Origin of the sequence: Sphingosinithalassobacter sp. CS137, assembly GCF_014334115.1 — a bacterium.
Classification (GTDB): domain Bacteria; phylum Pseudomonadota; class Alphaproteobacteria; order Sphingomonadales; family Sphingomonadaceae; genus Sphingomonas.
The window spans coordinates 2,232,712-2,258,555 of the sequence record NZ_CP060494.1; the positions used below are offsets into that span (position 1 = coordinate 2,232,712).

The window sequence follows — 25,844 nt, forward strand, 5'->3', positions numbered from 1 at the left end:
GAAAATGCGTGACAACTTTCAGTAATAGCCAGCCGCCTTTCAGCGGCCTTCTAGCGTCACGCGGGTCCGCGCGCTTCTCCGGGATTGAGGCCGGGATATTATTGGGTGGGGAGGCTGCTCCGATGACGGTGATGACCTTGTCTGTCACCGAGGATCAGGGGGCGCCGGCCCACATCTCGTTCGATGAGGACAAGCTCTTTTGCGTCTGGACCGGACGTATGCTGTTTCTCGTTGGCGAGGAGAAGTTACTAACCGCGCCCGGCGATCGGATATTCGTCGCACGTGGCGTGACGCATGGGTTCAGCGCCTTCGGCGGAGATGCGCAGATGACCCTAATCTCCACCCCAGCCCGCCATGACCGCTTCTTCGAGGCCATGGACGCGCTCCCCGTGCCGCACGAACCGGAGCAAGTGCAAGCCGTATGCGAGCGCTTCGGACAGGCGATCGTCGGACCGCTAGTTACGACGACTTAGTTCCTGCGGGGAATTCTTGGGTCGCGATCATATTCGCACCCAACGGGTGCTGCCGTTCGGCCAATTCAGGACGAGCGGCAGCTTTCGGGACCGCAGCAGGCTAAATACCGGAGCCGAAAATGCGCCTTCTGTAAGTCCGGTTCACGCCGCGCCGATCGGCGTCGCGCATCCTTCCGCATCGACACTGACCATCGTGAACAGGGCGGTGGCGGCGTGGCGCCGCGCGCCGGTGAGCAACGCTTCGGCCCAGAGTTCGACCGCCACCCGCACCGAGCTTCGCCCGGTCATGCGCACCTGCGCCACCAGCTCCACCATCTCGCCTTCGCCGATCGGCGACACGAAATCGATCCGGTCCGATGCGGCCATCACCATCACTGCGCGTGCGCGGCGCGTCGCCGCGATGAAGGCCGCCTTGCCCATCATCTTCAGCGCATCGCCACCGTAGAGCGTGCCATAGTGATTGGTCTGACCGGGGAAGACCATTTCCGCCAGACGCAGCGTATCGTCCGGCTGGGGCTCCAAATCGGGGACGAGCGGCGGGAGCGGGGTTCGCGCGCCGGGCCCCTTGCCCGCCACCAGCGTGAAGCGGCCGCGCGTGCACAGCCGCCGCTCGCCCGAAACCGGCGCCTCCGCGACCAGCTCGACCTCGACATCGAGCGAACTGGTGCCGACGCGCACCACGCGACCCGTCACCTCCACCATATCGCCTGCCCGGGCAGGCGCGGCGAAGTCGATCTTTTCCGAAGCGGCGGTGACGAAAGGCGCCCGGCCGTGGCGGCTGGCGGCAAGGAACGCCACCTTGTCCATGTGCGCGAGCGCCACGCCGCCGAACAGCGTGCCGTGATGATTGGTGTCCCCCGGGAACACCATGTCGATCAGTTGCACCGGCGCGCGCGCACCCATGTCCTCCATCACCGCCATCGGATCAGGCCTCGACCTGAGCGTCCGCGCGCAGCGTGCGCGCCGCCGCTACCATTGCGGCGATCGCGGGCTTCACTTCCTCCCAGTTGCGCGTCTTGAGCCCGCAATCGGGGTTCACCCACAGCTGTTCGGGACGCAGATGCTCCTGCGCAAGGCGCATCAGCGCCACCATTTCCTGCTCGGCGGGAACACGCGCGGAATGGATGTCGTAGACGCCCGGTCCGATCGCGCTCGGGTAGCGGTATCGCGCAAAGCCTTCGAGCAACTCCATCTGCGAGCGCGCGGTTTCGATCGAGATCACGTCGGTGTCCATCGCGGCGATCGACGGGAGGATCTCGTTGAACTCCGAATAGCACATATGCGTGTGGATCTGCGTGGCATTGCCCACGCCGGCGGCGGACAGGCGGAAGCAGTCGACAGCCCAGTCGAGATACGCCTGCCAGTCGCGCCTGCGCAGCGGCAGCCCCTCGCGCAGCGCCGCCTCGTCGATCTGGATCGCCTTGCATCCGGCGGCCTCGAGATCGGTCACTTCGTCGCGGAGCGCGAGCGCGATCTGGCGGCAAGACGCCTCGCGCGGCTGGTCGTCCCGCACGAAGCTCCAGTTCAGGATCGTCACCGGGCCGGTGAGCATCCCCTTCACGGGCTTGTCGGTGAGCGATTGCGCGTACCGCCACCAGTCCACGGTCATTGGCCGCGGGCGCGAAACGTCGCCAAAGAGGATCGGCGGACGCACGCAGCGCGAGCCGTAGCTCTGCACCCACCCGTTCATGGTGAAGGCGAAGCCGGCGAGCTTCTCGCCGAAATACTGCACCATGTCGTTGCGCTCGAACTCGCCGTGGACGAGCACGTCGAGCCCGACGCCCTCCTGCCAGCGAATCGCGCGCTCGGTCTCTTCGCGCAGAAAGGCGTGATAGGCCGCGCCGTCGAGCGCTCCGCGGTTGTGCTCGGCACGGGCGTGGCGCACCTCGGCGGTCTGGGGGAAGGAGCCGATCGTGGTGGTGGGGAAGAGCGGCAGCGCCAGCACTTCGGCCTGCGCGCGGATGCGCTCGGCATGCCCCGCAGGCCGTTCGCGCATCGCAGGCGTCACTCCGGCGAGCCGCGCCTGCACCGCGGTGTCGTGGATGCGCGGCGAGGTCTTGCGGCTGGCGGCGGCGCGTGCCGAGGCGGCAAGCGCATCGTACACGCTCTCCGCGCCGCCGTTCAGCGCGCGCCGGAGCAGGTCGAGCTCCTCGATCTTCTGCACCGCGAAGGCGAGCCATTGCTTGAGCTCGTCGTCCAGCTTGGGCTCGAGCCCGAGGTCGACCGGCACGTGCAGCAGCGAGCAGGACGGCGCGAGCACCAGGTCGCGCTCCGCCGCCACCGGCTCGATCCGTGCGAGCAGTGCCTGCAGGTCGGCGCGCCACACGTTGCGCCCGTCGATCACGCCAAGCGACAGCAGCAGCTCCCTCGGCGCGCTGCGCAGCACTGTCTCGAGCTGGTCGGGCGCGCGGACGAGGTCGACGTGCAGCCCGGCGACGGGAAGCGAAGCGGCAAGCGACAGATTGTCTTCCAGCCCGCCGAAATACGTCGTCAGCATCAGCCTGGGCCCGCTCCGGCCGAGCTTGGCATAGGCGCGGGTGAAGGCGCGGCGCTGCGTCTCCGACAGGTCGGTCACGAGGATCGGCTCGTCGATCTGCACCCATTCGGCCCCCTCGCGCGCCAGATGGCCGAGGATCACGCCGTAGAGGCCGAGCACCTCGTCGAGCAGGTCGAACGGATCGACGCCCTGCCCCTTGGCGAGGCTGAGCCAGGTGACGGGCCCCAGCAGGACCGGACGCGTGTCATAGCCCTGCGCCTTTGCCTCGCGATATTCCTCGACGATCTTGAGCCGGCCCAGGCTCAGCTTCTGTCCCGGCTCGATCTCGGGAACGATATAGTGGTAGTTGGTGTCGAACCATTTGGTCATTTCGCCCGCGGTAACGCTGCCATGGGCGTGGCCGCAGCCCGCGCCACCGGTACTGCCGCGCGCCATCGCGAAATAGGTGGCGAGGTCCGCTGTACCGTGCGCGGCGCCATAGCGCGTGGGGACGGCGCCCAGCATCAGGCTGGTGTCGAGCACATGATCGTAGAGCGAGAAGTCGTTGGACGGCAGCCAGTCGACGCCCAGCGCCTTCTGCCGCGCCCAGGCGGCGGTGCGCAGGCCCGCGGCGGTCTCCTGAAGCTGGGCCGCATCGATCGTGCCGGACCAGAATTTTTCGAGCGCGAATTTGAGCTCCCGACGCGGACCGATGCGCGGGAAGCCGAGTGTGGCAACAGTGACAGTCATTGTTCTTCAACCCCGAAGAAATCGGGGGCGGCCGGACGGGCACGCACCGGACGCGCGGCGAGAAGACTCCGGCCGCGGACACGCAAGCGGCCAGACCGGGCACCCCGCCGGTGGACGGTATCGCGTCGGAGGCAGGTCTCCTGGCTCGCGGGTCAGCACAGACGATCCGTCTTCCCAAGAGGCGAGCCCCTCAGTGACATCGGTGGATCGCTGCTCGCCACTTACAGTTGCGGGGGCAGCGCCGGCCTTGCGAGCGAACCCGCGCACCGGCTTCCCGTCTTAGCTTCGGCGCGGGCACGCCCGACCGAAGAACCTCGACACGGTCAGCATCGGCGCAATCGCATCCCGCGTCAAGCATGACATAAAGAATTCTTTATATCGCGCTTGACCTGCTTCAGGCAGAAAGCTTGCGGCATAGTTTCGGTTCCTCTGGGTCCAGCAGCGTGCCGCTCGCGGTCACCGTCCCTGCCGTGGGGACGGACATGGTGGTGCGCTACCCGTTCCCACCCGCCGCCTGTCTGACATCCGTGAGACGTTATACCATTGCATTTGTGGTTTGGCGCCGATAGCGCGTGTCACGTCGCAACATAACCACAGCTCCCGGGGGGGAGCTGGCACACGGGTCGGGGAACAATGAAGCACTGGACATTTCTGTCGGCGGCCGCGCTTGTCTGCCTTTCGAGCACTGCATGGGCACAGGATTTTGCCGGCGGGGACGCTTCCCGGCCGCGCGAGGGTGATACCCTCGTCGTGACTGCCACCCGGTCCGAGCAGGCGGTGTCCGAGGCGCCTGCCACCATTTCGGTCGTGACCGGTACCGAGCTACGCCGCCGGCCGGTGCAGGATCTCGCCGAGGCGCTCGAGAACGAGCCGGGCGTGGTGATCAACGGCATCGGCATGACGCGTCGCGGCATCTCGATCCGCGGCATGTCCAACGAACATGTGCTCACGCTGATCGACGGCCGGCGGATCAACGATTCCGCCGCCAACATGGCGCATGTCGATTTCGACCTCGGCTGGGTGCCCAGCATCGCGATCGATCAGATCGAGCTGGTGCGCGGCCCGCTTTCGGCGCTCTATGGCTCGGAGGCGCTGGCCGGCGTCGTCAACGTCCGCACGCGCCGGCCGGAGCGGCTGGAGGTGAGCGCGCTCGGCATCCTCGGCTTCCGTGACGGGGAGGGCGGCGACAGCGCGCAGCTGTCGGCGCTGGTCGGCGGCCCGTTGAGCGACACGCTCGGGCTGGTCGCATGGGGCGAATATCGCCACCGCGACCGCACGCAGAGCGCCGCCGATCCGCGGCAGAGCGAGCTGGAAGAGCGCGAGGCGCTGAGCGGGAGCATCATCGGCTGGTGGACGCCCGCGCCGGGCCATCGCATCGAGATCGGCCAGGCGGCGATCGACGATGATCGCACCCGCGACACGATCACTACCGGTTCCGCGCCGGTCTACTACGAATATCGGGATCATGTGACGCGCGCACAGACGCACGGCAGCTACACCGGCGAATGGGGCTGGGGTTCGGTGCAGGCGCGCGCCTATCGCTCGGTGCTGGAGCGCGTGAACGAACGCGACCAGAACCAGACGCCAACCCAGCCGACCAGGGGCGTCGACTTCGTCGCCGATGCGCAGCTGACGGTCGCGCCGTTCTCCGGCGCGCGGCTCACGCTGGGCGGTGAACATCGCAACGAGTGGCTGCGCGACGCCACCATCAACACGGCGGGCGAAGCGAGCGTCAACCATGACGCGCTGTTCGTGCAGGCCGAACGGGAGCTGACGCGCGGCGCGACGCTGACAGCCGGCAGCCGCTTCGACCATCACGACGCCTATGGGTGGGAAACGAGCCCGCGCGCCTATCTGGTGATCGAGCCGCTCCCCGGATTGACGCTGCGCGGCGGCGTCGGCGGAGCATTCAAGGCGCCCAGCCTGAAGCAGCTGTCGCCGGGCTACATCACGGTGGCGGCGGGCGGCCGCTTCATCATCACCGGCAATCCGGATCTGAAGCCCGAGACGAGCACCAGCTATGAAGCGGGCGCGACCTATTACGGTTCGGCATGGCAGCTCGGCGCCACGGTGTTCCAGAACGACCTTAACAATCTGGTGCAGACCGAATGCGTTGCATTCTGCGGAATCCGCGGCCGCGAGCGCCGCACCTATCTGAACGTCAACCGCGCGCGCATCCGCGGCGTCGAAGTGAGCGGCAGCGTTTCGCCCGTCGCGACGATTACACTGTCGGGTAGCTACAGCTATGTCGATCCGCGCGACCTTTCGGCCGACCAAGAGCTGACCGAGCGGCCGAACCATACGGCAAAGGTGCAGCTTGGCTGGCAGGCGCTGGAGACCACACGGCTCGAGGTGCGCGGGCGCTATATCGGCGAGCAGACGCTGCTCTCGAACGCGGTGCCGGTCCGGCTCCCGGATTACAGCCTGTGGTCGCTCGACGCGAGCCAGGCGCTTACGGATGCGCTGACGCTGAAAGCCGGTGTCGACAATCTGTTCGACGAGCGACTTTCGGATGCTTCGGGGCTCTACAGCTTTGCCGAGCCCGGCCGCATCTTCTTCGTCGGCCTGGGCGCCAACTTCTGATCGCGATGCGCCGGCTGCTGTTCCTGATCTGGCTGCTCCTGTGGGGCATGCCGGCTGCGGCGCAGCAGCCGGTACCAGTGGTGCGCATCGTCACGACGGACTTCGTGCTTCCGGCAAAGTTCGAGCGGATGGCCGAATGGGCGCAGGCTGCGGGGCTGGAGCTGGATTGGGTCGTCGCGGGTGGTGCGGCGGCGCAGCCACCCGTCGAAGACGCCGCGATGCTGATCCTCGACGGCCCGCGGCCCAGCGACATGGCGAGCATCGAGCGACTGGTCGGCGACACCGCGACGCTTACGCTCCCCTGGATCAAAGTGGGGGGCGGCCCGCCGGGCTTCGGCAATCTGCCGCCCGGAACCGCGCGGCGGCTGATCGGCTATTATGCCGCGGGCGGCGCGCCCAATCTGCGGAACTTCGTCGTGGCCGCGGGCCGGGCGCTCGCCGGATCGCCGGTCGACGATCTGCCCGCCCCGGTTCCGCTGCCGGAAACGGGCATCTACCATCCCGATGCCGAGACGGTGTTCGCCACGCCGGACACGTATCGCGCTTGGCTCGCCGCGCGCGGTGCGGCGGCGCGGCCCATCGTCGCCATCGCGATTTCGGACGGGCTGCTGCGCGACATGCAGACCGATGTGGTCGACGCGATCGCGCGCAGCGTCGAGGCACGCGGGCTCGCGCCGGCACTGTTCTGGTTCGATGCGTCGGACGCGGAGGGGCTGACCAGCCTGCTGGCACCGCTCGGCGCGCAGGCGCTGGTGAACATGACGCACATGCAGAATGGCGATGCGCGCAAGGCCGAGTTCGCCGCACTCGACATGCCCGTGCTGCAGGCGATCGGCGACCGCTCGAACAGCGTGGCGGAATGGCGCAATGCGACTTCGGGCGTCCCGGCTTATTCGGCGGCGGTGACGCTGAGCGTCCCGGAAAGCTGGGGAATCTCCGATCCCATCGTGGTGAGCGCAGTCGAGGGCGGACGCGCCGTTCCGATTCCCGAACAGGTCGAACTGTTGACCGGCAAGCTCGCGCGCCTGGTCGCGCTGCGCACCAAGCCCGCGCAGGACAAGCACATCGCACTGTTCTTCTGGAACCATCCGGTCGGCGAGGAGAATTTCTCCGCCTCGAACCTCAACGTCCCGCGCAGCCTGGAAAAGCTCACCCGCGATCTCGCCGACGCCGGCTACCGGGTCACCCCGGCGGACGAGGCGCAGCTGATCGATGCGGCGCAGGCAATGATGGGCGGTCTCTACCGTCCCGAGACGCTGGACGATCTGCTCGCACGGGGACTGGCGGCGCGTCTGCCGGTGGCGGACTATCGCGCCTGGCTGGCGACCCTGCCCGAGGCGCGCCGCGCCGAGCTGTCGGCGGCGATGGCGAACCCGGAACAGCATTGGGCTGTGCGCGGCGGCGATTTCATCATTCCCCGGCTGCAGCTCGGCAATCTCGTCATCCTGCCGCAGCCGCCACGCGGGGGCGATCCGACGCGCAGCTATCACGATCTGACCAACGTTCCCGATCCGCTCTATCTCGCCACCTATCTGTGGGTGCGCAGCCACGCGCAGGCGGACGCGATCGTCCATTTCGGCACGCACGGCACCCAGGAATGGACGCCGGGCAAGGATCGCGGGCTGTGGGCCGGCGACTATCCGATGCTGCTGGTCGGCGACCTGCCGGTCTTCTACCCCTATATCCAGGACAATGTCGCCGAGGCAATCCAGGCGCGGCGGCGCGGCCGCGCCGTTACGGTGAGCCACCAGACGCCCGCCTTCGCCCCCTCCGGCCTCTATGACGAGCTGCGCGACCTTCATTCGCGGATCCACGAATATGCGCAGGTCGAGGAAGGTGCCGTGCGCGACCGGCTGGCGGGGGAAATTCGCGAGGCTGCGTTCGCGGCGCATCTGGCAGACGACATCGGCTGGGATCGCGCGGCCGCCGGTCGCGACTTCGCGGGCTTCTACACCGCGCTGCACGATCATCTCCATCAGCTCGCGCGCAGCGCCATTCCGCTGGGCCTCCATGTCTTCGGCGAGCCCGCCGCGCCCGAGCACCGGCTGACGACGGTGATGCAGCAGCTCGGCCCCGACTATCTCCGCGCGCTCGGCATCGATCCGGTCGAAGCCTTTGCGGAGGATTTCTCGCAGCTTCGGGAAAGCCTGCCCTACACGACCTTGGCGCGCTACCTGCGTGACGGCGAGCCGACCAACGGCATCGCCGACGCCGGGCTGCGCGCGCAGGTCGAACGCGCCATGGCGCTCGAGCGCAACCTCGCCGAGCCGGGCGAGACCGAAGCGCTGCTGCAGGGGCTCGCGGGCGGGTTCGTGCTGCCCGGCGCGGGCGGCGATCCAGTGCGCAACCCGGAGGTGGCGAGCGGACGCAATCTCTTCGCGTTCGAGGCGGAGAAGGTTCCGGCCCAGGCCGCCTATGAAGAGGGCGGCAAGGCGTTCGACCAGCTGCTCGCGGCGTATGCCGGACGCCATGAGGGCGCGCTGCCGGAAAAGCTGGCGTTCAGCATGTTCGCGGGCGAGACGATCCGCACGCTCGGCGTGACTGAGGGGCAGATTCTCCACGCGCTCGGTCTGCGTCCGGTATGGGGGCGCGGCGGCCGCGTCGAGACGCTGGAGATCATCCCGATCGCCGAGCTTGGCCGGCCGCGCATCGATGTCGTCGTGCAGGCGAGCAGCGTTTATCGCGACCAGTTCGACGGCTTCATGCGGCTGCTGGGCGACGCGATCGACCGGCTTGCGGCGCTCGACGAGCCGGGGCTGGCGCGCAACGCCCGCGACACCGAGGCACGGCTGGTGGCGCGCGGCATCGCGCCCGAGCGCGCGCGCGAACTCGCGCGGTTGCGCATCTTCAGCAACGCGCCCGGCGAGTACGGCAGCGGCCTGCCCGATCGGATCGCAAAGGACGCCGACTGGGAGAGCGAGGACGAACTCGCCGCGACGTTCCTCGACCGGCTGCAATATGCCTATGGCGCGCGAGACTGGGGGCTGAAGCTGGAGGGTACGAACCTGTTCGCCGAGCAGCTACGCGGCGTCGATGCCGCGGTGCTCTCGCGCTCAACGAACGTCCATGGGCTGCTCTCGACCGATCATCCGTTCGAATATCTGGGGGGGCTCTCGCTCGCGGTGCGCAGCGTTTCCGGCGAGGCGCCCGACCTGTTCGTCACCGACCTGCGCCAGAGCGGCATGCCGCGCACCACGACGGCGGCCGCGTTCCTGTCGGACGAGCTGCGCGCGCGCTACCTCAACCCGCACTGGATCGGTGAGATGCAGAAGCAGGGCTATGCCGGCGCGACCGAGATGCTCGACGTCGTCAACAATCTCTGGGGATGGCAGGTGACCGATCCTGCCACCGTGCGCGCCGACCAGTGGCAGGCGATGCACGACACCTATGTGCGCGACACCCGCAATCTGGGGCTCGACCGCTTTTTCGAGGCGGTGCATCCGGATGCGCAGCTGCAGATGATCGATCGGATGCGCGAGGCGATCGCCCGCGGCTATTGGCAGGCGGACGCGGCGACTCGCGCCGAACTGGACGCCCGCCGCGACGCCCTTGCCCGGCTTGCCGGCGAAGCCAGCGCCGTAGCGCCGAACGGCGGCTTCGGCCTTTCGCCCGCCGCTGTCTCGAACGCGGGGACGCTCTCGGGCGCCGCCGCGCCGCCGCCGCCCGCCCCGGCGCAGGCGGACCCGCACGTCTCGCCCGCTCAGTCTTCAGCCCCGCCGCGCGGTTTCGTCCTGAAGAAGCAGGAGCTGTCGCAGCCCCAGGCCACCACTCTGCGCGGCACGGCTCCGGCGGCGGCGGCGATCCTGTTCCTTCTGCTCCTCGGCGCGCTCCTCGAGTGGCGCGCGCGCCGAAATTCTCTTGAAAAGGTTGCCGATGCCCGCGCTTGAAGCCCTGCTCTACGATGCCTCGCGCATCTTCCTCGTGCCCGTGATGGTGCTGATTCTCGCGGCGCTCGCCTATGCGCTGATCAGCCTCGGCCGGTTCGGCGTGGAGGCACTCGCGCGTATGCGCGGGCGCGGTGGCACGCCGCTGACGGCGCACTGGCGGCGGACCGGCGGCGCGACCGATGATCTCGAACTCGTTGTCATGCGCCGCCTCGAATGGCTGCGCGTCGTTTCGCGCAGCACGCCGATGCTGGGTCTCGTCGCCACGATGATCCCGATGGGGCCGGCGCTGCTCGCGCTGGGCAGCAACGACGGTGCCAGTGTGGGTGAGAATCTGGTGGTCGCCTTCTCGTCGGTGATCCTCGCGCTCATCAGCGCCTCGATCACCTTCTTCATCTATACAATCCGCCGCCGCTGGCTGCTCGAGGAGTTGCGCGCGATCGAAATCGAAAGGAATGGCTGATGCGCTTCCTGGAAGATGACGAGGCCGACGATCCCATCCTATCGGTGGTCAATCTGGTCGACCTGTTTCTGGTGATCCTCGCGGTGCTGATGGTGATCATCGCGCGCAATCCGCTGAACCCCTTCCAGTCGAAGCAGGTGGTTGTGGTCGAGAATCCGGGGCAGAAAGACATGACCATCACCGTGAAGGATGGCGAGAAGCTGGAGCGGTACACCTCGACCGCGGAGATGGGCGACGGCGGCGGCGTGAAGGCGGGCGTCACCTATCGATTGCCGGACGGAAGTCTTGTCTATGTACCGGAACAGCAGTGAAGAAGGCGGTGCGCCACGCAGGGGGAACGCCGATGAAAATCGCCCATCGCATTTTTCTTGTCGGCAGCGCTGCTCGCGACCGGCGCGCCTGCGCAGCAGGCCCCCGTTGCGACCACCGACATTCCGGCCGATTTCACGCCGCCCACGGTCGCACCCGGCCTCTAGCAGCAGCACCGATTGGTGAATGTTCGACGATTGAGTTACGTCCCGTCAGATAACTTCAGGAGCGTCTTCATGCCGAAAGCGAATTGCCGTCCTCTGCGCGCCTCCCTGGTAACGGTCCTGCTTGCGGGATGCGCAGTCCCGGCGCTTGCGCAAGACGCGCCGATCGTACAACCGGGAGCCCCCGGGCAGGCGTCACGGACGCTGAGCGCCAGCGATGCCGCTTCGGTTGCTGCGGCGCGCTACACACCGGCGGATATCCGGTTCATGCAAGGCATGATCCCGCATCATTACCAAGCGGTGCTGATGGCCAATCTGGTCGCCGAGCGCACCAATCGCCCTGAGCTGATCGCCATCGCCGAGCGGATCCGCGGCTCGCAGGCAGACGAGATCACGTTCATGCAGCAGTGGTTGCGCGATCGGGGCGCCGACGCACCGGACCCCGCCGGCCCGCACGCCATGCATCACGGTGGCGCGCATGGCGGCCATGACATGGGCAACGGGCACACGCCGCTGATGGCCGGCATGGCGACGCCCGAACAGATGGCGCAGCTCGCCACGCTGAGCGGCACGCCGTTCGATCGGATGTTCCTTGAGCTGATGATCCCGCATCACCGGGGGGCAATCACGATGGTCGAGGCACTCTACGACCAGCAAGGTAGCGCCACCGATCCGTATCTGTTCGAATTTGCGAACGATGTCGTCAACGAGCAACAGGCCGAGATCGGGCGGATGGCGGCGTTGCTCGCCGGGCTTTCCAGCGATCCCCGTGCGGGCCTGAGCGCTGGTTTCCGCGACGCAGGTTCGGCGATCTCGAATCTCGAACTGGTCGCTTCGCTGCCGAAGCCGACCGGCTTTTTCGATCCGGAGAATCCGGCGGGTCTGCGACAGCGCAAGCCGGCAAACCTGGCCGAGACGCCGGGCGGTGAACCCGGCTTCGTCGAGCGCGGCGGGCTGCTGAGCTTTGCGAACACCGACATGGCCTTCGCCGGCAATGTGATGGTCGCCGGCAATTATCATGGCTTCAATGTCTATGACATCGCGGGCGCCGGCGCGCCGCGCCTGATCAGTTCCGTTGTCTGCCCCGGCGGGCAGGGCGACGTGTCGATTGTCGGCGACCTCTTGATCATGTCGGTCGAGCAGACGCGCGGCCGGTTGGATTGCGGGCTTCAGGGAGTGGAGGAAGATGTCAGCGCGGAACGCTTCCGCGGCATCCGTATCTTCGACGTGAGCGATTTCACGCGGCCGCGACAGGTGGGGGCGGTGCAGACCTGCCGCGGATCGCACACCCATTCGGTCGTTTCCGGCCCGGGTGAGGACGGTGTGATCACCGTCTATGTCTCGGGCACGGCATCGGTGCGGTCGGGCGAGGAACTGGCCGGGTGCGTGGGCGAGGTGCCGGGCGACCAGCGCACGGCGCTGTTCCGCATCGACGTGGTCGAGATCCCGGTGGCGGATCCCGCGCGCGCACGGATCGTCGCGAGCCCCGCGGTGTTCGCCGATCCCGCCACCGGGGAACTGGCGGGCCTCTGGCGCGGCGGCGATCATGGCGAGGGCACGCAGGACACCGCGCGCACCGATCATTGCCACGATATCACGGTCTTCCCCTCGCGCGATCTGGCAGCCGGGGCATGCTCGGGCAACGGCATCATCTTCGACATCAGCGACCCACGGGCGCCGAAGCGGCTCGATGTCGTCACCGATCCCGGCTTTGCCTATTGGCATTCCGCCACGTTCAATAATGACGGGACCAAGGTCCTGTTCACCGACGAATGGGGCGGTGGCGGACGTCCACGTTGCCGGAGCTATGACCCGCGCACCTGGGGCGCCGACGCGATCTACGACATCAGCGCGGCCAACCAGCTCGAATTCGGCAGCTATTTCAAGCTTCCCGCGCCGCAGAGCGAACAGGAAAACTGCGTCGCGCATAACGGCGCGATCGTCCCGGTTCCGGGCCGGGATATCTTCATTCAGGCCTGGTATCAGGGCGGGCTTTCGCTGATCGATTTCACTGACAGCGCGAACCCGGTCGAAATCGGCTATTTCGATCGCGGCCCGATCGATGCCGACCAGATGGCGATGGGCGGCTATTGGTCGGCCTATTGGTACGATGGCCGCATCTACGGGACGGAGATCGCCCGGGGGATCGACGTGTTCGCGCTGAAGCCGAGCGCGCATCTGACCGCAAACGAGATCGCTGCCGCAAAGCTCGCGGATCAGGGCCGTGTGTTCAATCCCCAGCAGCAATTCCCGGTCAACTGGCCCGCCGACCCGGTGGTCGCGAAAGCCTTTCTCGATCAGCTCGAACGGACCGACAGTCTGTCCGCGTCGATGCGCGCGGCGCTTGACGAAGCACTCGATGCCGCTGCGCTGCGGCTGGGTGCCGGCAACACCGATTCGGGGCTTTCGGACCGGTTGGCCGCGCTTGCCGGCCAGTTGCCGCCGGCAGACGGCGGCGATGCGGTCGCGCGGCGACTCGCTGGCCTTGCCGAAACGCTGAACGGGATCGCCGCGCGGCTGCGCTGACGCGTCGGCTACGGTCGATCCCGACGGGCGTGTGCGCGGTCAGCAGAACCTGCGGCTGCGCGCACCCACCATCCAGAACCGCTTCGCGCCCCGCGCGATCCTGAAGCAACCTATCGCGCGGGCTTCGGATTCGGACGGCGTTCGCGACCGACTCTGATTGGACATCCCGCGCTCCGCCAACACGGGCGCGGAAAATGGCGGCGCTGCCCGCCGGCTGGTTCCGGAGAGCAGCGCCCCCGCATCAGCCGGCGCAATGGCCGGCGTTCGTTCCTGCTCGCCCGCACTCGCGGGGTGGCTTGCTCACTGATCCGCCGGTGCGGCCGGCCCGATCGGGCGCTCGACCGATCGTTCCAGCATCGCGATCACGTCCATCAGATGATGATGCGCCTCGCGCATTTCCTCATGCATCGCGCGCCGGCGTGGATGTTCGTCGGCCATATTGCCCAGGCTTGCGCCGGTGCGTTCGAGCACGGTCCCATGCTGCTCAATCGCTGTCATGTGCCGATTGATCTGGCTGTCTCCGCCGAACTGTTCGAGCATCGCGCGCAGCACCTCCTGCGCGTGCCGATGCTGCTCGCGCCAGCGCCGCACATCTTCGCGCCACGCATTGTGCTCGGCTTAATACGACTGCTGCAGGGCAGCTTCTGCTGTCATGCCGGTGCGGTCCTGCTCCGCCGCCAGGCTCGCTGTGAAAGCAGCGGCGCGGCTCCTCGCCCGATGAGGAGGGGCGAGGAGAAGAAGGATTGGTGCGGTCGAGAAGACTCGAACTTCCACGGCCTTTCGGCCACAACGACCTCAACGTTGCGCGTCTACCAGTTCCGCCACGACCGCACGTGAAAACCCCGCCGGACATGCTCCGGCGGCTGGCAGGCGGACGCCCCTAGCACCGTGCGTCGCACCTTGCAACTGCTGGTTACGGCGCTTCTCACAACCCCCAAACCCGCCTAGGGCCGCGTCCCATCATGTACCTCTCGCCTGCCCGTTCCGCCGAGTTGCGCCGCATTCTGTCGTTGGCCTGGCCGGTGATGCTGACCAGTCTCAACTGGACGCTGCTCCAGGTGACCGACATCATCGTGGTGGGCCTGGTCGACACCGGCGAAGTGGCCGCGCTCGGCGCGAGCCGCTCGCTCACTTTCGTCGGCGTGGTGCTGGCGCTCGGCGCGCTCACCGGCGTGCTGGTGTTCTCGGCGCGGGCCGACGGCGCGGGCGAACTGCGTCGCACCGGAGCGATCCTGCATCAGGGGCTGGCGCTCGCGGCGGTGCTCGGTCTCGCGGGCGGCGCCATCCTGTTCGTCTTCGCCTTGCCGATGCTGCTCGCGATCGGCGTGGCGGCCGATCTCGCGCCGGCGAGCGCACGGGTGGTGCAGGTCATGGCCTTCGCCTTCTTTCCCCAGCTGGTGATGATCGCGGCAAGCTTCTTTCTCGAAGGTGTCAGCCGCCCGCGCCGCGTGATGGCCGTCAATCTCGCGATGCTGCCGCTCAATGCGCTCCTCGCCTGGGCAATGTCCGGCGGCCATTGGGGGCTGCCGCAGATGGGCGCGGTCGGCGCCGCCGGTGCCACTGCGATCGTCACCGCGCTGGGCGCGGCGGCGATGGTGGCAGCGGCCTTGACCCTGCCCGGAGCTGCCGAGCGCGGCGTCCGCGACTGGAGCGGCTTCCGGAGCCGTGACACGCTGGCTGGGGCATGCGCGCTGATCGGCTTCGGCGCCATGCCGGCGCTCGCCTCCGGACTGGAGATCGCGGGCTTTTCCATTCTGATCGCGCTGTCGACGCAACTGGGCGAGGCAGTCACCCATGCGTTCCAGATCGTCTTTTCGATCCACAACATCACCTTCGGCCTGGCGCTCGGCTTCGGCTCGGCGGCAGGCGTGCGGGTCGGCAACGCCGTGGGCGAGGGGCGGATCGAGGCAGCGGCGGGCCGCACTGCGATCGCTGCCGCTGCCTCGGCAGCGGCCACAGGGCTGTGCGCGATCTTCCTGCTCATCGCCGCGGCGCCGGTCGTGAGCCTGTTTCCCTCCACGCCGCAGGTGCAGCTGGTTGCCACTGCGATGCTGCTGCTGTGGGCGCCGTTCATCCTGTTCGACGGGCTGCAGGTGGTGCTGGTCTATGCACTGCGGTCGCTCGGCGACCAGGTGGTCGCCGGGCTGCTCGGCATCGTCTCCTACTTCCTGGTGACCGGCGGGCTCGGCATCGCGCTCGTCCACGCCGGCTGGGGGGCGCGTGCACTGGTGCTCGCGTCGGCGGCCGGCATGGTGACGGCGGCGCTACTCTACGGTGCTCGCCTGGCCTGGATCAGCCGCCGAGTTCCCCTGCGAAGCTGAGCTCGAGGATCCGGGCATCCTCCGGCACGTCGAGCTGAGCCGAATTGAAGTCGATCGCGGCTTGCCCGTCGAGGAAACGCTCCTGCGGAGAGATCCGCCAGGCGAATACGGGCCGGCCGCTCGCATCGCGCAACTCGACGCGAATGTCGGGCACGCGCTGCCGCTCGCCGGTAGGGTTCACCACCTTGCCGGAGACGGCGAACAGCTCGCTTCCGCTCGGCAGCGGGCGCCGCTCGATCTGCTTCTCGGTGAAGCGCAGCGGCGTCTCGGTCGCTCCCATGTTGAGCCCGAGCTGCGAGGCGATGCCGGGCGCGCCGGTGAACAGGATCGCGGCCGAGCCGAGCAGCATCGAGACGCCCGCGACGACGGCAGCGACGGTCCAGCGCCTGGCGGGATTGCGCCGCGGCTTGAACGGCGGTTCGGTGGCAAAGGGATCATAGCCCGGGACCGCACTGCTCTGCGCAGGCTGCGGCTGGCTGGACGGAGCGGCGCGCGGAGTAGGCGCCACTGCGGGTTCGGGGGCAGGCGCGCTTGCCGCAGCCGTCGAGCGGTCGAGCACGATCGGCGCCTGGAACCAGCTGTGCTTGCAGCTTGCGCAACGCACCGTGCGTCCCTCCGCGCCGATCGCGCTGTCGGGGACCAGATACCGCGTACGGCATTGAGAACATTCAAGGATCATGACGCGCCATTCTTGCCCGCCGCTGCTCCGCGGCCGGTGCAGGCGACTCTAATCACGTCCCGCTGAGGCAGGCAAGAGCGGGTGCGGAAGCTTGCGCGAGGCCCGCGCCGAGAACCGGGGCGTCCTGCGCGCGGAAGTGCGCCGCGGTCGCTACTCCGCGTCGAGCAGCGCGTCGGCTTCGGTGCGCTCGGGCACGTCTTCCGAGCGGGCGGAGATCACGGTGGTGGTCGACACGTCCATGGTGACGTTCGCCACCGTCCGCATGATGTCGGGCAGCGTTTCCACCGCGACCAGCAGCGCAAGCGGCTCTACCGGAACGCCCATCGCGATCGCGATGGGCGCGATCGAACTGACGAAGCTGATCGCACCGGGAAGGCTGACGGCGCCCAGCGTGGTGATCGCGGCCGCGGCAATGCCGGCGGCGAGCTGCTGCGGCCCCAGTTCCATCCCGAAGACATGGGCGACATAGATGGCGACCGCGATGTTCATGCAGGGGCCGGTCACGCGGAAGATCGCGACCGCCAGCGGCAGCGTGACGCCCGAGGTGGCGACCGGCACGCCCAGTCGCTCGGCGCCCGCCAGCATCGCCGGAAGCGACGCGAGCGACGACTGGGTGGAGATGGCGACTGCCTGGCTGGGGCCCACTTCACGCGCGAACCTGCCCAGCGGCACACGCCCGCCGAACACCGCAAGCGGGTAGGCGAGCAGCCACAGCACGCCGCCCACCGCCGCGACGACGATCACATAATGCGCCAGCGCTCCCAGCGCCGACGTGCCCGCACGGGCGCCGACGACGTAGGAAAGGGCGAGCACGCCGATCGGCGCCAGCCATAGCACCCAATGGATCATCACCAGCATGACATCCGCCAGGGCGCGGAAGAAGCGCACCAGCGTCTCGCGCGGCTCGGCCGGGAGCCGCGTTACGGCGAAGGCGAAGACGGTGGTGAAGAGGATGAGCGGGAGGAAGGCGTCGTTGGCGGCGGCGGCGATCGGATTGGTCGGGATGATCGCCGACAGGAATTCAGAGAAGGGCGGGATCTCGCCCGCAGGCTCGGCGCCCGCGAAGGTGGCGCGCAGCGCCGCGGCGGCCTGCTCCGGCAACGGCCAGAGATCGAGAAACAGCGGGGTGAGCAGCGCACCGATCGCCGCCGAGATCCAGAGCAGCACGAGGAACAGCACGATGGCACGGGTTGCAAGGCGGCTCGCCCGCGCCGCCTCCGCCGTGGCGGCGATACCGGTGACGAGCAGCGCCACGACCAGCGGCACGATCGTCATGCGCAGAGCATTGAGCCACGCGGTGCCGATCGGCTGGGCGACGTCGACGAAATCGAGCGCGCGTTCGGGCCATGCCGCAGTGGTGGCGATACCCAGCGCCAGGCCGGCGAGAAGCGACAGAAGGATGCGGGTGGCTTGCGACATGCTCGATCTTGACTGTTTTGCGCGCTATCACGGGGCACGCGCGTTCGTACAAGGTCGCGAAGAGACAGGGCATGGCAAGAAAATATTTCGGCACCGACGGCATCCGGGGGGCCACCAATCGGAAACCGATGACCGCCGAGATGGCGATGAAGGTCGGCATGGCGGCCGGCGCGCACTTTCGGCGCGGCGATCACAAGCATCGTGTCGTGATCGGAAAGGACACGCGCCTCTCGGGCTATATGCTCGAAAATGCGATGACCGCGGGCTTCACCAGCGTGGGCATGGACGTGGTGCTACTGGGCCCGATGCCCACGCCGGCGGTGGCGATGCTGACGACGTCGATGCGCGCGGACCTGGGCGTGATGATCTCGGCGAGCCACAATCCGTTCGCCGACAATGGCATCAAGCTGTTCGGCCCCGACGGCTACAAGCTCTCCGACGCCGACGAGCTGGCGATCGAGACGCTGATCGATAGCGAGACCGCACTCGCGCCCTCGGCCGAGATCGGGCGTGCCCGGCGCGTGGAGGATGCGCGGGGGCGCTATATCCACTTCGCCAAATCGACCTTCCCCGATGCGCTGCGACTCGATGGAATGAAGATCGTCGTCGATTGCGCCAATGGCGCGGCCTATCAGGTGGCGCCTTCGGCTCTTTGGGAGCTGGGCGCCGAAGTGATCGCGATCGGAGTCACGCCCAACGGCAAGAACATCAATGACGGGGTTGGATCGACCGCTCCCGAAGCGCTGTGCGAGACGGTCGTTGCATCGGGCGCGCACATCGGCATCGCGCTCGATGGAGACGCGGACCGGCTGATCGTGGCAGACGAGACCGGCCGGGTGGTGGACGGCGACCAGCTGATGGCGGTGATCGCCAGCGGCTGGGCGCGGGTGGGGCGACTCCAGGGCGGCGGCCTGGTCGCGACGGTGATGTCGAACCTCGGGCTCGAGCGGCATCTGGCGGCGCAGGGGCTCGGCATGATCCGCACCCAGGTCGGCGACCGGCACGTGCTCGAGAAGATGCGCGGATCGGGCTACAACGTCGGCGGCGAGCAATCGGGACACATCATCCTGAGCGACTATGCGACGACCGGCGACGGGCTGGTCGCCGCGCTGCAGGTGCTTGCCGAACTCGCTCGCGCCGGAGCGCCGGCGAGCGAAGTGCTGCACCGCTTCGACCCGCTGCCGCAAATCTTGAAGAACGTGCGGTTCGGCGGAGGCGCGCCGCTGGAGGACGCGGCGGTTCAGGAGGCGATCGCCGAAGTCGAGGCCGAGCTCTACGGGCGCGGCCGGCTGCTGATTCGCAAATCGGGCACCGAGCCGGTGATCCGGGTGATGGCCGAAGGTGACGATCGCGCGCAGGTGGAGCGGGTGGTCGACCGGGTGTGCGACGCGGTACGGGTTGCGGCTGCCTGAGCGTGCCTGCAATCGTGCTGCTTCGGTTCTTCGTCGCGGCGGTCACCGTGCTCGCAGTGATCCGCTTCGTGCGGGCAGGGAGTTTTCGCCTGCAGGGGCTAGAACCGATCGCCCGCGAGACGCGGTCTGCGCTGTTCTGGGGGCTGGTGGCGGACGGGCTGGCGCTTGCCGCCTGGATCGCGGGAACCGCCTGGATGCCCGGCTGACCGCGCCTCCGCGGCTTGCATCGTGCGGGCACGCGCCTATCGTTCGGCCATGCTCGAGATGCGCCCCGATTGCGAACGCTGCGGCACCGATCTGCCCGCCGATGCGCATGGCGCATTCATCTGTTCGTTCGAATGCACCTTCTGCGCCGAATGTGCCGACGCGCTGGACGAGCGCTGCCCGAACTGCGGCGGCGAACTGCTCGACCGGCCGACTCGGACCGGCGAGCGGCTGAAGGCAAATCCCGCGAGCGACCGGCGGCGGTTCGCCGGATGATTTCGCGCGGGCTTGGTGCGGGCTGTGCTTGTGGAGGCACTGGTCTTTCTTCTACCCGTCGGCGAGCGTTAAGAACGGTAAGCGGGCCCGGTGGGGGGATGCGCAATGCGAACGGACGGGCTTGAACGCGCGCCGGGGCAACTTCGGGAGCAGATGTGACGGTCCCACGGATATTGATCATCGCCGGCTCGGATTCGGGCGGTGGCGCGGGCATCCAGGCGGACATCAAGACCGTCACGATGCTGGGCGGCCATGCGATGACCGCGATCACGGCAATCACTGCGCAAAGCACGACCGGTGTCGATGCCGTTCATCCGGTGCCGACCGACATGGTGTTGGCGCAGATCGACGCGTGCATCGGCGATCTCGGCGTCGATGCAGTGAAAATCGGGATGATCGGATCGCCGCGCACCGCCGCGGCGGTCGCCGGGCGGCTGGAGGAGCTCGCCGGCATTCCGATCGTGTTCGACCCGGTGATGATCGCCTCTTCGGGTGCGAAGCTGGCCGACGAAGCGACGATCGCCGCATTCGAGCGGCTGATGCGGCTTTCCACCGTGACCACTCCCAATCTGCCCGAGCTGAAAGCGCTTTCGCGGATGGCGACGGGCGATGTCGAGGCGCAGCGGAAGGCCGCGCGCGCTCTGGTCGCCGAGCGCGGCTGCGCGCTGCTGGTGAAGGGCGGGCATGCCAAGGGCGCGCAGGTGACCGACCGGCTCTATTGTCCTGACGACGGCAATCCGCCCGAGATGGAATGGCGCGACGCGCGGATCGACGGCACGGAGGATCACGGCACCGGCTGCACGCTTGCCAGTGCGATCGCAGTGGAGCTCGCCAAGGACTGGCGCCTGCCCGAAGCAGTGGCGCGCGCGCGGCGCTTCGTGCGCGTGGCGATGCGCGAGGCGCCGGGGCTGGGCAAGGGGCACGGGCCGATGGGACAGCAGGGCGTGCGGCTCGACCTCAATCTCTCGCGCTTTGCACCGATGTTCAACCACGCCACGCTGCCGGCGCGCGACTATGACGCAAGTGCGCGCTTTTATCGCCTGCTCGGCCTGAAGGAGATCGTGCGCGCGGGCCCGCGCTACTCGCGCTTCGAAAGCGAAGGCGGCGCGACGCTTTCGATCGAGACGACCGATCATATCGAGGCGCCGGTGACCTTCCTCGAGTGCGGCGATCTGGACGTCACCGTCGCCTTCCTCAAGCAATCGGGTATCGTCCTCGACAGCGAGCCGACCGACCAGCGTTGGGGCTGGCGCGAGGCGCGGCTCACCGATCCTTCGGGCAATGCGATCTGCCTCTATCAGGCTGGCGAGATGCGGCGCTTTCCTCCATGGCGCGTCGACGATGCCTGATCTGAAACATGAACGCCGCTATGCCCGGCTGCACAAGGGGCCGGTCGCAGGGGTTGACGAGGCGGGGCGCGGGCCGCTCGCGGGACCGGTGGTGGCGGCAGCGGTGGTCCTCGACCCGAAATGCGTGCCCGACGGAATCGACGATTCGAAGGCGCTGACCGCGACGAAGCGGGCGGCGCTGTGCGCGGCGCTGCTCGAATGCGCGCAGGTGGGCGTCGGCATGGCCAGCGTCGAGGAGATCGACCGGCTCAACATCTTCTGGGCGAGCATGCTGGCGATGACGCGCGCGGTGGCGGCGCTGCCCGGCGCGCCCGCGTTCGTACTGGTCGACGGCAATCGCTGCCCCGACTGGAACCATGCCAGCGCGGCAGTGGTGGGCGGTGACGCGCTTTGCCTGTCGATCGCCGCGGCGTCGATCGTGGCCAAGCACCGGCGCGATTGCATGATGGCCGAATATGACCTGCAGTATCCCGGCTACGGCTGGGCATCGAACAAGGGCTATTCGGCCAAGGCGCATCAGGAGGCGCTCAAGGTGCTCGGCCCGACGCCGCTGCATCGGCGGAGTTTTGCCCGGGTGGCGCAGGCGGAACTGGATCTCGGGCCGGTTCAGCTTGTCGCGGCGGAGTAGGCGTCGGTGCTCTTCGTCGGCAGCCATTGGCCCTCGCCGGTAGCTGCTTCACCCTGCGCCAGCGAAAAGGCGGGTTGAGCGGTGGCGTGTCGGCTGAGCCACGGCTGGCCGACGATCGCGCTTTACGGCGGTGCGCTCGCGCTGGGGACGGCGGCGCTGCAATGGCTCGATTATCAGCGGATGGTGCGGAGCAATTCGGACGATGTGGTGATCTTCGTGATCGCGCTCGCATTCCTCGCACTCGGGGTGTTCGCGGGAATGCGCTTGCTGCCGCGCGCCGGGCCGAGAGCATTCGATGGCAATCCGGCGGGACGCGAGGCGCTGGGGATTTCTCCGCGCGAATATGAAGTGCTGCTCGAGCTGGCGGCGGGGCGATCGAACAAGGAGATCGCGCGGGCGCTGGGCGTTTCGCCCAACACCGTGAAGACGCACGTCGCGCGGCTCTATGCGAAGCTGAAGGCGACCCGGCGGACCGACGCGGTGGCGAAGGCGCGGGCGCTGGGGATCGTGCGCTAGCTTCTGCGGCGGACCGACTGCGCTCGAATTCCGCCGCGGTACGTGCGGAGGAGGATCAATCGACGGGACAGTCGATCTCGCGTTCGGTGCAGGCGACCGTACCGGCGCCAGCCGCGCCGGCGAGCAGCGCAACGCAGCCCGAAGTGGCGAAGGCGGTCGCCGTTAGCGCGGCCGCCACGAAAAGCTTCTTCATCCGACCGCTCCGCTTTCGTTCCGATGTTACGCGTGCGTAATGCTCTTTCGGCGCGGACGTTCCCTCGGGGTGGGATTTCCATCGCCCGGCGGAAGGATTTCGCGCAAATCACCCGTTCGGGCGATTGCTCCACGCCGTGTCCCGAGGCCTGATCGGCGGACGATCCATCGCATTCAGGAGAGAAACCATGCTGAAGACCATTCTCACCCACGGCGCCATCGCGGGCCTGGTCGTGGCGATCCCGCTGTTCGGACTGAACGTGCTTCTCGACGGCCCGCCCGAAGGTGGCGTCGGCATGGCGATCGGCTATCTCACCATGCTGGTCGCCTTCACCACCATCTTCCTGGCGATCAAGCGCCGGCGCGACGCGGTGCAGGGCGGCGTGATCCGGTTCCTGCCCGCGCTGGGCCTGGGCCTCGGCATCACTCTGGTGGCGAGCGTGCTCTATGCGATCACGTGGGAAATCGTGCTCGCGACGGGCGTGGATTTCGTCGGCCAGTATAGCGCCGATACGGTCGCGCGGATGCGCGCAGCCGGTGCGCCCGAGGCCGAGATCGCCGCGACGCAGGCGGAGCTGGCCGCCTTCGCCGAGCAATATGCCGATCCGCTGTTCCGCTTCGCGATCACGCTGGCGGAGATCTTCCCGATCGGGCTGCTCGTGTCGCTGGTGTCGGCCGGACTGCTCGCCAATCGGAGCTTCCTGGCCGTCGATCGTACCGCCGCCAGGTGAGTCTTTCCGGCCACACCCCACCGATCGTGCCTGTGGATAAGTGGCAGACTCAACATCTGCCACAATGCCGGAATGTTCCGGATTATTAACCAAATCTAAGGATTTGGCGTTAACCAATGATTGCTTGACGACCCGGTAACCATCCGCAGGATCGCGCGGCTCGGGCAAGGGGGCAGCAAGCATGACGGTGTTGGAAAAGGTAAAGGCGCGCAGCGCGGGAACGGCGGCGAAGGGCGTGGAAGCGCTGCCGCTCGACACGATCCTGCGGGGCGACTGCATCGAGGCGATGCGCGCACTGCCGTCCAAGTCGGTCGACATGATCTTCGCCGATCCGCCGTATAATCTCCAGCTGGGTGGCGACCTCAATCGCCCCGATGGCAGCCATGTCGACGCCGTGACCGACGCATGGGACAAGTTCGACAGCCTGGTCGCCTATGACGCGTTCACGCGTGCCTGGCTGGCCGAGGCGCGCCGCATCCTGAAGGATGACGGCACGATCTGGGTGATCGGCAGCTATCACAACATATTCAAGGTCGGCGCCGCGATCCAGGATCTGGGCTTCTGGATCCTGAACGACATCATCTGGCGCAAGGCCAATCCCATGCCTAATTTCAAGGGCACGCGCTTCACCAACGCGCACGAGACGCTGATCTGGGCCTCGACCGGCGAGAAGGCGCGCTACACCTTCAACTATCGCAGCATGAAGACGCTGAACGACGAGCTGCAGATGCGCAGCGACTGGGAATTTCCGATCTGCGGCGGGCAGGAGCGGCTGAAGAAGGACGGGGTGAAGGTGCACCCGACGCAGAAGCCCGAGGCGCTGCTGTACCGCGTGCTGCTCGCCTCGACCAAGCCGGGCGACGTCGTGCTCGATCCCTTCTTCGGCACCGGCACCACCGGCGCGGTGGCGAAGCGGCTGGGAAGGCGCTGGATCGGGATCGATCGCGAAGGCACCTATATCGAGGCCGCGCAGGCGCGGATCGATGCGGCGCTCCCGCTCGACGAAAGCGCACTGACGACGATGCAGGCGCCCAAGGCGGCGCCGCGGGTGGCGTTCGGCGTGCTGGTGGAGAACGGCTATCTGACGGCCGGCGCGGTGCTGACCGATGCGCGCCGCCGCTATCGTGCAGTGGTGCGCGCCGACGGATCGCTGGCCAGCGAGTGCGGCGCGACCGGATCGATCCACAAGGTGGGCGCGACGCTGCAGGGCGCGCCGAGCTGCAACGGCTGGACCTTCTGGCACCATGAGGGCGCGGCGGGGCTCGAGCCGATCGATGCGCTGCGCCAGACCTATCTGCTGGCGACCCAGCCCTGAGCGGCGCGCCCGCTTTCCGCTGAACGAACGCCCTTCGACAGCCCCGGTGCTATCGCGGTAGAGGTGGCGAATGGAACTCCCGATCGCCGCGCGCTGCTATCTTCGCCCCGTCCAGTTCGTCGACACGCCGGTCGGGCGCGACGGTGAGGTGGCGCGGCTGGCGGGCGGGCTGCAGTGGTTCGCTGCCTATGAGCTGATCGCAGTCGTCGATGGAAAGCGCGTCGCGCAGCGATGCGTGCCGGTGAGCGATTTTGCGCGGGTCGTCGGCGGCTCCGGGCACGAGGCGGCGCTACTCGATCTTGCCGCGCGCCTTTCCGCGGCGCGCGCGCCGCTGACGCTGGGCGAGCGCGTGCTGCGGCTCGACCAGCCGGCGACGATGGGCATTCTCAACGTGACCCCGGACAGCTTTTCCGACGGCGGCGCGCATTGGGACGATCCCGCCGCAGCGGCGCAGGCGGGTTTCGACATGGCGGCGAACGGCGCGGCGGTGATCGACGTGGGCGGTGAATCGACTCGGCCCGGCGCTGAGGCGGTGTGGGAAGGCGACGAGATCGCGCGGACGAGACCGGTGATCGAGCGGCTGGCGGCCAGCGGAACGGCCGTCTCGATCGATACGCGCAAGGCCGCGGTGATGGAGGCGGCGCTCGCGGCGGGCGCGCATCTGGTCAATGATGTGGCGGCGCTGCTGCATGACGAGCGTGCGCTCGAAGTGGTGGCGGCGGCCGGATCACCGGTGGTGCTGATGCATTCGCCCGACCCGAAGAGGGAGCCGCATGGCGGCAGCGGCTATCGCGACGTGCTGATCGAAGTCTATGACTGGCTCGAACGCCGAGTGGGCGAAGTGGCGGCGGCGGGAGTCGATCGCGCGAAGATCCTGATCGATCCCGGCTTGGGCTTCGGCAAGTCGCTGCAGCATAATCTGACGCTGCTCAACGGGCTCGCGCTGTTTCACGGGATCGGCTGCCCGATCGTGCTGGGGGCCAGCCGCAAGCGGATGATCGGTGCGCTGTCGCATGAGGCGCCGGCCGATTCCCGACTCGGCGGGTCGATCGCGCTCGCGCTGAAAGGCGCGGAACTAGGCGCGCAGCTGATCCGCGTGCACGATGTGTTCGAGACCGCGCAGGCGCTGCGTGTCTGGCGCGGAATGCGCGACGCGGCGCTCGTAGCGCGGTGA

At 68.0% G+C, this 25,844-nt stretch carries 22 protein-coding genes, 1 tRNA gene and 1 riboswitch; of the genes, 16 read left to right on the plus strand and 7 right to left on the minus strand.

Annotated features, from left to right (window positions below):
* Window positions 1–122 precede the first annotated feature (122 nt).
* On the plus strand, window positions 123–473 hold the full coding sequence (locus tag H7V21_RS11005) for a cupin domain-containing protein (protein WP_188053804.1): 351 nt from the start codon (window positions 123–125) through the stop codon (window positions 471–473).
* 141 nt (window positions 474–614) lie between these two features.
* Here H7V21_RS11005 and H7V21_RS11010 read toward each other — a convergent pair whose 3' ends face one another.
* Entirely contained in the window at window positions 615–1,394 is a 780-nt protein-coding gene (locus H7V21_RS11010) for an acyl-CoA thioesterase (protein ID WP_262503833.1), read from the minus strand.
* A gap of 4 nt (window positions 1,395–1,398) precedes the next feature.
* Entirely contained in the window at window positions 1,399–3,699 is a 2,301-nt protein-coding gene (metE, locus tag H7V21_RS11015) for a 5-methyltetrahydropteroyltriglutamate--homocysteine S-methyltransferase (RefSeq protein ID WP_188053805.1), read from the minus strand.
* 112 nt (window positions 3,700–3,811) lie between these two features.
* A riboswitch (cobalamin riboswitch) is annotated at window positions 3,812–4,031 on the minus strand.
* Window positions 4,032–4,449: 418 nt separating this feature from the next.
* On the opposite strand from metE, the gene H7V21_RS11020 reads away from it, so the two are divergent.
* From H7V21_RS11020 to H7V21_RS11040, 5 genes are all read left to right on the plus strand, one after another.
* Window positions 4,450–6,282, plus strand: coding sequence for a TonB-dependent receptor domain-containing protein (locus H7V21_RS11020; protein WP_188053806.1), 1,833 nt, complete (start codon window positions 4,450–4,452; stop codon window positions 6,280–6,282).
* 5 nt (window positions 6,283–6,287) lie between these two features.
* Window positions 6,288–10,169, plus strand: a complete 3,882-nt coding sequence (gene cobN, locus H7V21_RS11025) for a cobaltochelatase subunit CobN (RefSeq protein ID WP_188053807.1) — start codon at window positions 6,288–6,290, stop codon at window positions 10,167–10,169.
* Window positions 10,156–10,629: a MotA/TolQ/ExbB proton channel family protein gene (locus H7V21_RS11030; protein ID WP_188053808.1), complete on the plus strand. Its 474-nt coding sequence runs from the start codon at window positions 10,156–10,158 to the stop codon at window positions 10,627–10,629. Before cobN ends, H7V21_RS11030 begins: the two co-directional genes overlap by 14 nt.
* The gene (locus tag H7V21_RS11035; protein ID WP_188053809.1) at window positions 10,629–10,940 is read left to right on the plus strand and encodes a DUF2149 domain-containing protein; all 312 of its coding nucleotides are present in this window, start codon (window positions 10,629–10,631) and stop codon (window positions 10,938–10,940) included. The genes H7V21_RS11030 and H7V21_RS11035 overlap by 1 nt, the downstream gene beginning before the upstream one ends.
* A 429-nt stretch (window positions 10,941–11,369) precedes the next feature.
* Entirely contained in the window at window positions 11,370–13,628 is a 2,259-nt protein-coding gene (locus H7V21_RS11040; RefSeq protein WP_262503834.1) for a DUF305 domain-containing protein, read from the plus strand.
* Between the two features lie 300 nt (window positions 13,629–13,928).
* Here the strand turns inward: H7V21_RS11040 and H7V21_RS11045 are convergent, their stop codons facing one another.
* Window positions 13,929–14,219, minus strand: coding sequence for a hypothetical protein (locus H7V21_RS11045; RefSeq protein WP_188053811.1), 291 nt, complete (start codon window positions 14,217–14,219; stop codon window positions 13,929–13,931).
* Between the two features lie 153 nt (window positions 14,220–14,372).
* Window positions 14,373–14,459: transfer RNA gene (locus H7V21_RS11050), tRNA-Leu, on the minus strand.
* Between the two features lie 131 nt (window positions 14,460–14,590).
* Here H7V21_RS11050 and H7V21_RS11055 point away from each other — a divergent pair.
* Entirely contained in the window at window positions 14,591–15,949 is a 1,359-nt protein-coding gene (locus tag H7V21_RS11055; RefSeq protein WP_262503835.1) for an MATE family efflux transporter, read from the plus strand.
* On the opposite strand, the gene H7V21_RS11060 is transcribed toward H7V21_RS11055, so the two are convergent.
* On the minus strand, window positions 15,921–16,628 hold the full coding sequence (locus tag H7V21_RS11060; RefSeq protein ID WP_188053812.1) for a zinc-ribbon domain-containing protein: 708 nt from the start codon (window positions 16,626–16,628) through the stop codon (window positions 15,921–15,923). The genes H7V21_RS11055 and H7V21_RS11060 overlap by 29 nt on opposite strands.
* A gap of 150 nt (window positions 16,629–16,778) precedes the next feature.
* Window positions 16,779–18,047: a dicarboxylate/amino acid:cation symporter gene (locus H7V21_RS11065; RefSeq protein ID WP_188053813.1), complete on the minus strand. Its 1,269-nt coding sequence runs from the start codon at window positions 18,045–18,047 to the stop codon at window positions 16,779–16,781.
* A gap of 71 nt (window positions 18,048–18,118) precedes the next feature.
* Here H7V21_RS11065 and glmM point away from each other — a divergent pair, with 71 nt between their 5' ends.
* The 6 genes from glmM to H7V21_RS11095 all read left to right on the plus strand — a co-directional run bounded on the left by glmM (window position 18,119) and on the right by H7V21_RS11095 (window position 22,432).
* Window positions 18,119–19,459, plus strand: a complete 1,341-nt coding sequence (gene glmM, locus H7V21_RS11070) for a phosphoglucosamine mutase (RefSeq protein ID WP_188053814.1) — start codon at window positions 18,119–18,121, stop codon at window positions 19,457–19,459.
* Window positions 19,460–19,473: 14 nt separating this feature from the next.
* Window positions 19,474–19,665 (plus strand): hypothetical protein, encoded by a 192-nt coding sequence (locus tag H7V21_RS11075; RefSeq protein WP_188053815.1) that lies wholly within the window; start codon window positions 19,474–19,476, stop codon window positions 19,663–19,665.
* Window positions 19,666–19,714: 49 nt separating this feature from the next.
* A complete protein-coding gene (locus tag H7V21_RS11080; protein WP_188053816.1) occupies window positions 19,715–19,939 on the plus strand; it encodes a DUF1272 domain-containing protein in 225 nt (74 codons plus the stop codon).
* A 155-nt stretch (window positions 19,940–20,094) separates the two neighbouring features.
* Window positions 20,095–21,288: a bifunctional hydroxymethylpyrimidine kinase/phosphomethylpyrimidine kinase gene (gene thiD, locus H7V21_RS11085; RefSeq protein WP_188053817.1), complete on the plus strand. Its 1,194-nt coding sequence runs from the start codon at window positions 20,095–20,097 to the stop codon at window positions 21,286–21,288.
* Complete coding sequence (locus tag H7V21_RS11090) at window positions 21,281–21,916, plus strand: ribonuclease HII (protein WP_188053818.1); 636 nt, start codon at window positions 21,281–21,283, stop codon at window positions 21,914–21,916. Before thiD ends, H7V21_RS11090 begins: the two co-directional genes overlap by 8 nt.
* 81 nt (window positions 21,917–21,997) lie before the next feature.
* Window positions 21,998–22,432, plus strand: a complete 435-nt coding sequence (locus H7V21_RS11095) for a response regulator transcription factor (RefSeq protein ID WP_262503836.1) — start codon at window positions 21,998–22,000, stop codon at window positions 22,430–22,432.
* 55 nt (window positions 22,433–22,487) lie between these two features.
* Here the strand turns inward: H7V21_RS11095 and H7V21_RS11100 are convergent, their stop codons facing one another.
* A complete protein-coding gene (locus H7V21_RS11100; protein WP_188053819.1) occupies window positions 22,488–22,625 on the minus strand; it encodes a hypothetical protein in 138 nt (45 codons plus the stop codon).
* A 187-nt stretch (window positions 22,626–22,812) separates the two neighbouring features.
* Here H7V21_RS11100 and H7V21_RS11105 point away from each other — a divergent pair, with 187 nt between their 5' ends.
* From H7V21_RS11105 to folP, 3 genes are all read left to right on the plus strand, one after another.
* Entirely contained in the window at window positions 22,813–23,355 is a 543-nt protein-coding gene (locus tag H7V21_RS11105) for a DUF4199 domain-containing protein (protein WP_188053820.1), read from the plus strand.
* A 181-nt stretch (window positions 23,356–23,536) separates the two neighbouring features.
* Window positions 23,537–24,670: a site-specific DNA-methyltransferase gene (locus tag H7V21_RS11110; protein WP_188053821.1), complete on the plus strand. Its 1,134-nt coding sequence runs from the start codon at window positions 23,537–23,539 to the stop codon at window positions 24,668–24,670.
* 70 nt (window positions 24,671–24,740) lie between these two features.
* On the plus strand, window positions 24,741–25,844 hold the full coding sequence (gene folP, locus H7V21_RS11115; RefSeq protein ID WP_188053822.1) for a dihydropteroate synthase: 1,104 nt from the start codon (window positions 24,741–24,743) through the stop codon (window positions 25,842–25,844).

Bases quoted from the DNA above. Each gene is read 5' to 3' on its own strand.
- H7V21_RS11005 (WP_188053804.1), top strand. From the start codon at position 123: ATGACGGTGATGACCTTGTCTGTCACCGAGGATCAGGGGGCGCCGGCC.
- H7V21_RS11055 (WP_262503835.1), top strand. From the start codon at position 14,591: ATGTACCTCTCGCCTGCCCGTTCCGCCGAGTTGCGCCGCATTCTGTCG.
- H7V21_RS11010 (WP_262503833.1), bottom strand. From the start codon at position 1,394: ATGGCGGTGATGGAGGACATGGGTGCGCGCGCGCCGGTGCAACTGATC.
- glmM (WP_188053814.1), top strand. From the start codon at position 18,119: ATGGCAAGAAAATATTTCGGCACCGACGGCATCCGGGGGGCCACCAAT.
- metE (WP_188053805.1), bottom strand. From the start codon at position 3,699: ATGACTGTCACTGTTGCCACACTCGGCTTCCCGCGCATCGGTCCGCGT.
- cobN (WP_188053807.1), top strand. From the start codon at position 6,288: ATGCGCCGGCTGCTGTTCCTGATCTGGCTGCTCCTGTGGGGCATGCCG.
- H7V21_RS11065 (WP_188053813.1), bottom strand. From the start codon at position 18,047: ATGTCGCAAGCCACCCGCATCCTTCTGTCGCTTCTCGCCGGCCTGGCG.
- H7V21_RS11040 (WP_262503834.1), top strand. From the start codon at position 11,370: ATGCAAGGCATGATCCCGCATCATTACCAAGCGGTGCTGATGGCCAAT.
- H7V21_RS11105 (WP_188053820.1), top strand. From the start codon at position 22,813: ATGCTGAAGACCATTCTCACCCACGGCGCCATCGCGGGCCTGGTCGTG.
- H7V21_RS11110 (WP_188053821.1), top strand. From the start codon at position 23,537: ATGACGGTGTTGGAAAAGGTAAAGGCGCGCAGCGCGGGAACGGCGGCG.
- H7V21_RS11100 (WP_188053819.1), bottom strand. From the start codon at position 22,625: ATGAAGAAGCTTTTCGTGGCGGCCGCGCTAACGGCGACCGCCTTCGCC.
- H7V21_RS11030 (WP_188053808.1), top strand. From the start codon at position 10,156: ATGCCCGCGCTTGAAGCCCTGCTCTACGATGCCTCGCGCATCTTCCTC.
- folP (WP_188053822.1), top strand. From the start codon at position 24,741: ATGGAACTCCCGATCGCCGCGCGCTGCTATCTTCGCCCCGTCCAGTTC.
- H7V21_RS11035 (WP_188053809.1), top strand. From the start codon at position 10,629: ATGCGCTTCCTGGAAGATGACGAGGCCGACGATCCCATCCTATCGGTG.
- H7V21_RS11060 (WP_188053812.1), bottom strand. From the start codon at position 16,628: ATGATCCTTGAATGTTCTCAATGCCGTACGCGGTATCTGGTCCCCGAC.
- H7V21_RS11090 (WP_188053818.1), top strand. From the start codon at position 21,281: ATGCCTGATCTGAAACATGAACGCCGCTATGCCCGGCTGCACAAGGGG.
- H7V21_RS11080 (WP_188053816.1), top strand. From the start codon at position 19,715: ATGCTCGAGATGCGCCCCGATTGCGAACGCTGCGGCACCGATCTGCCC.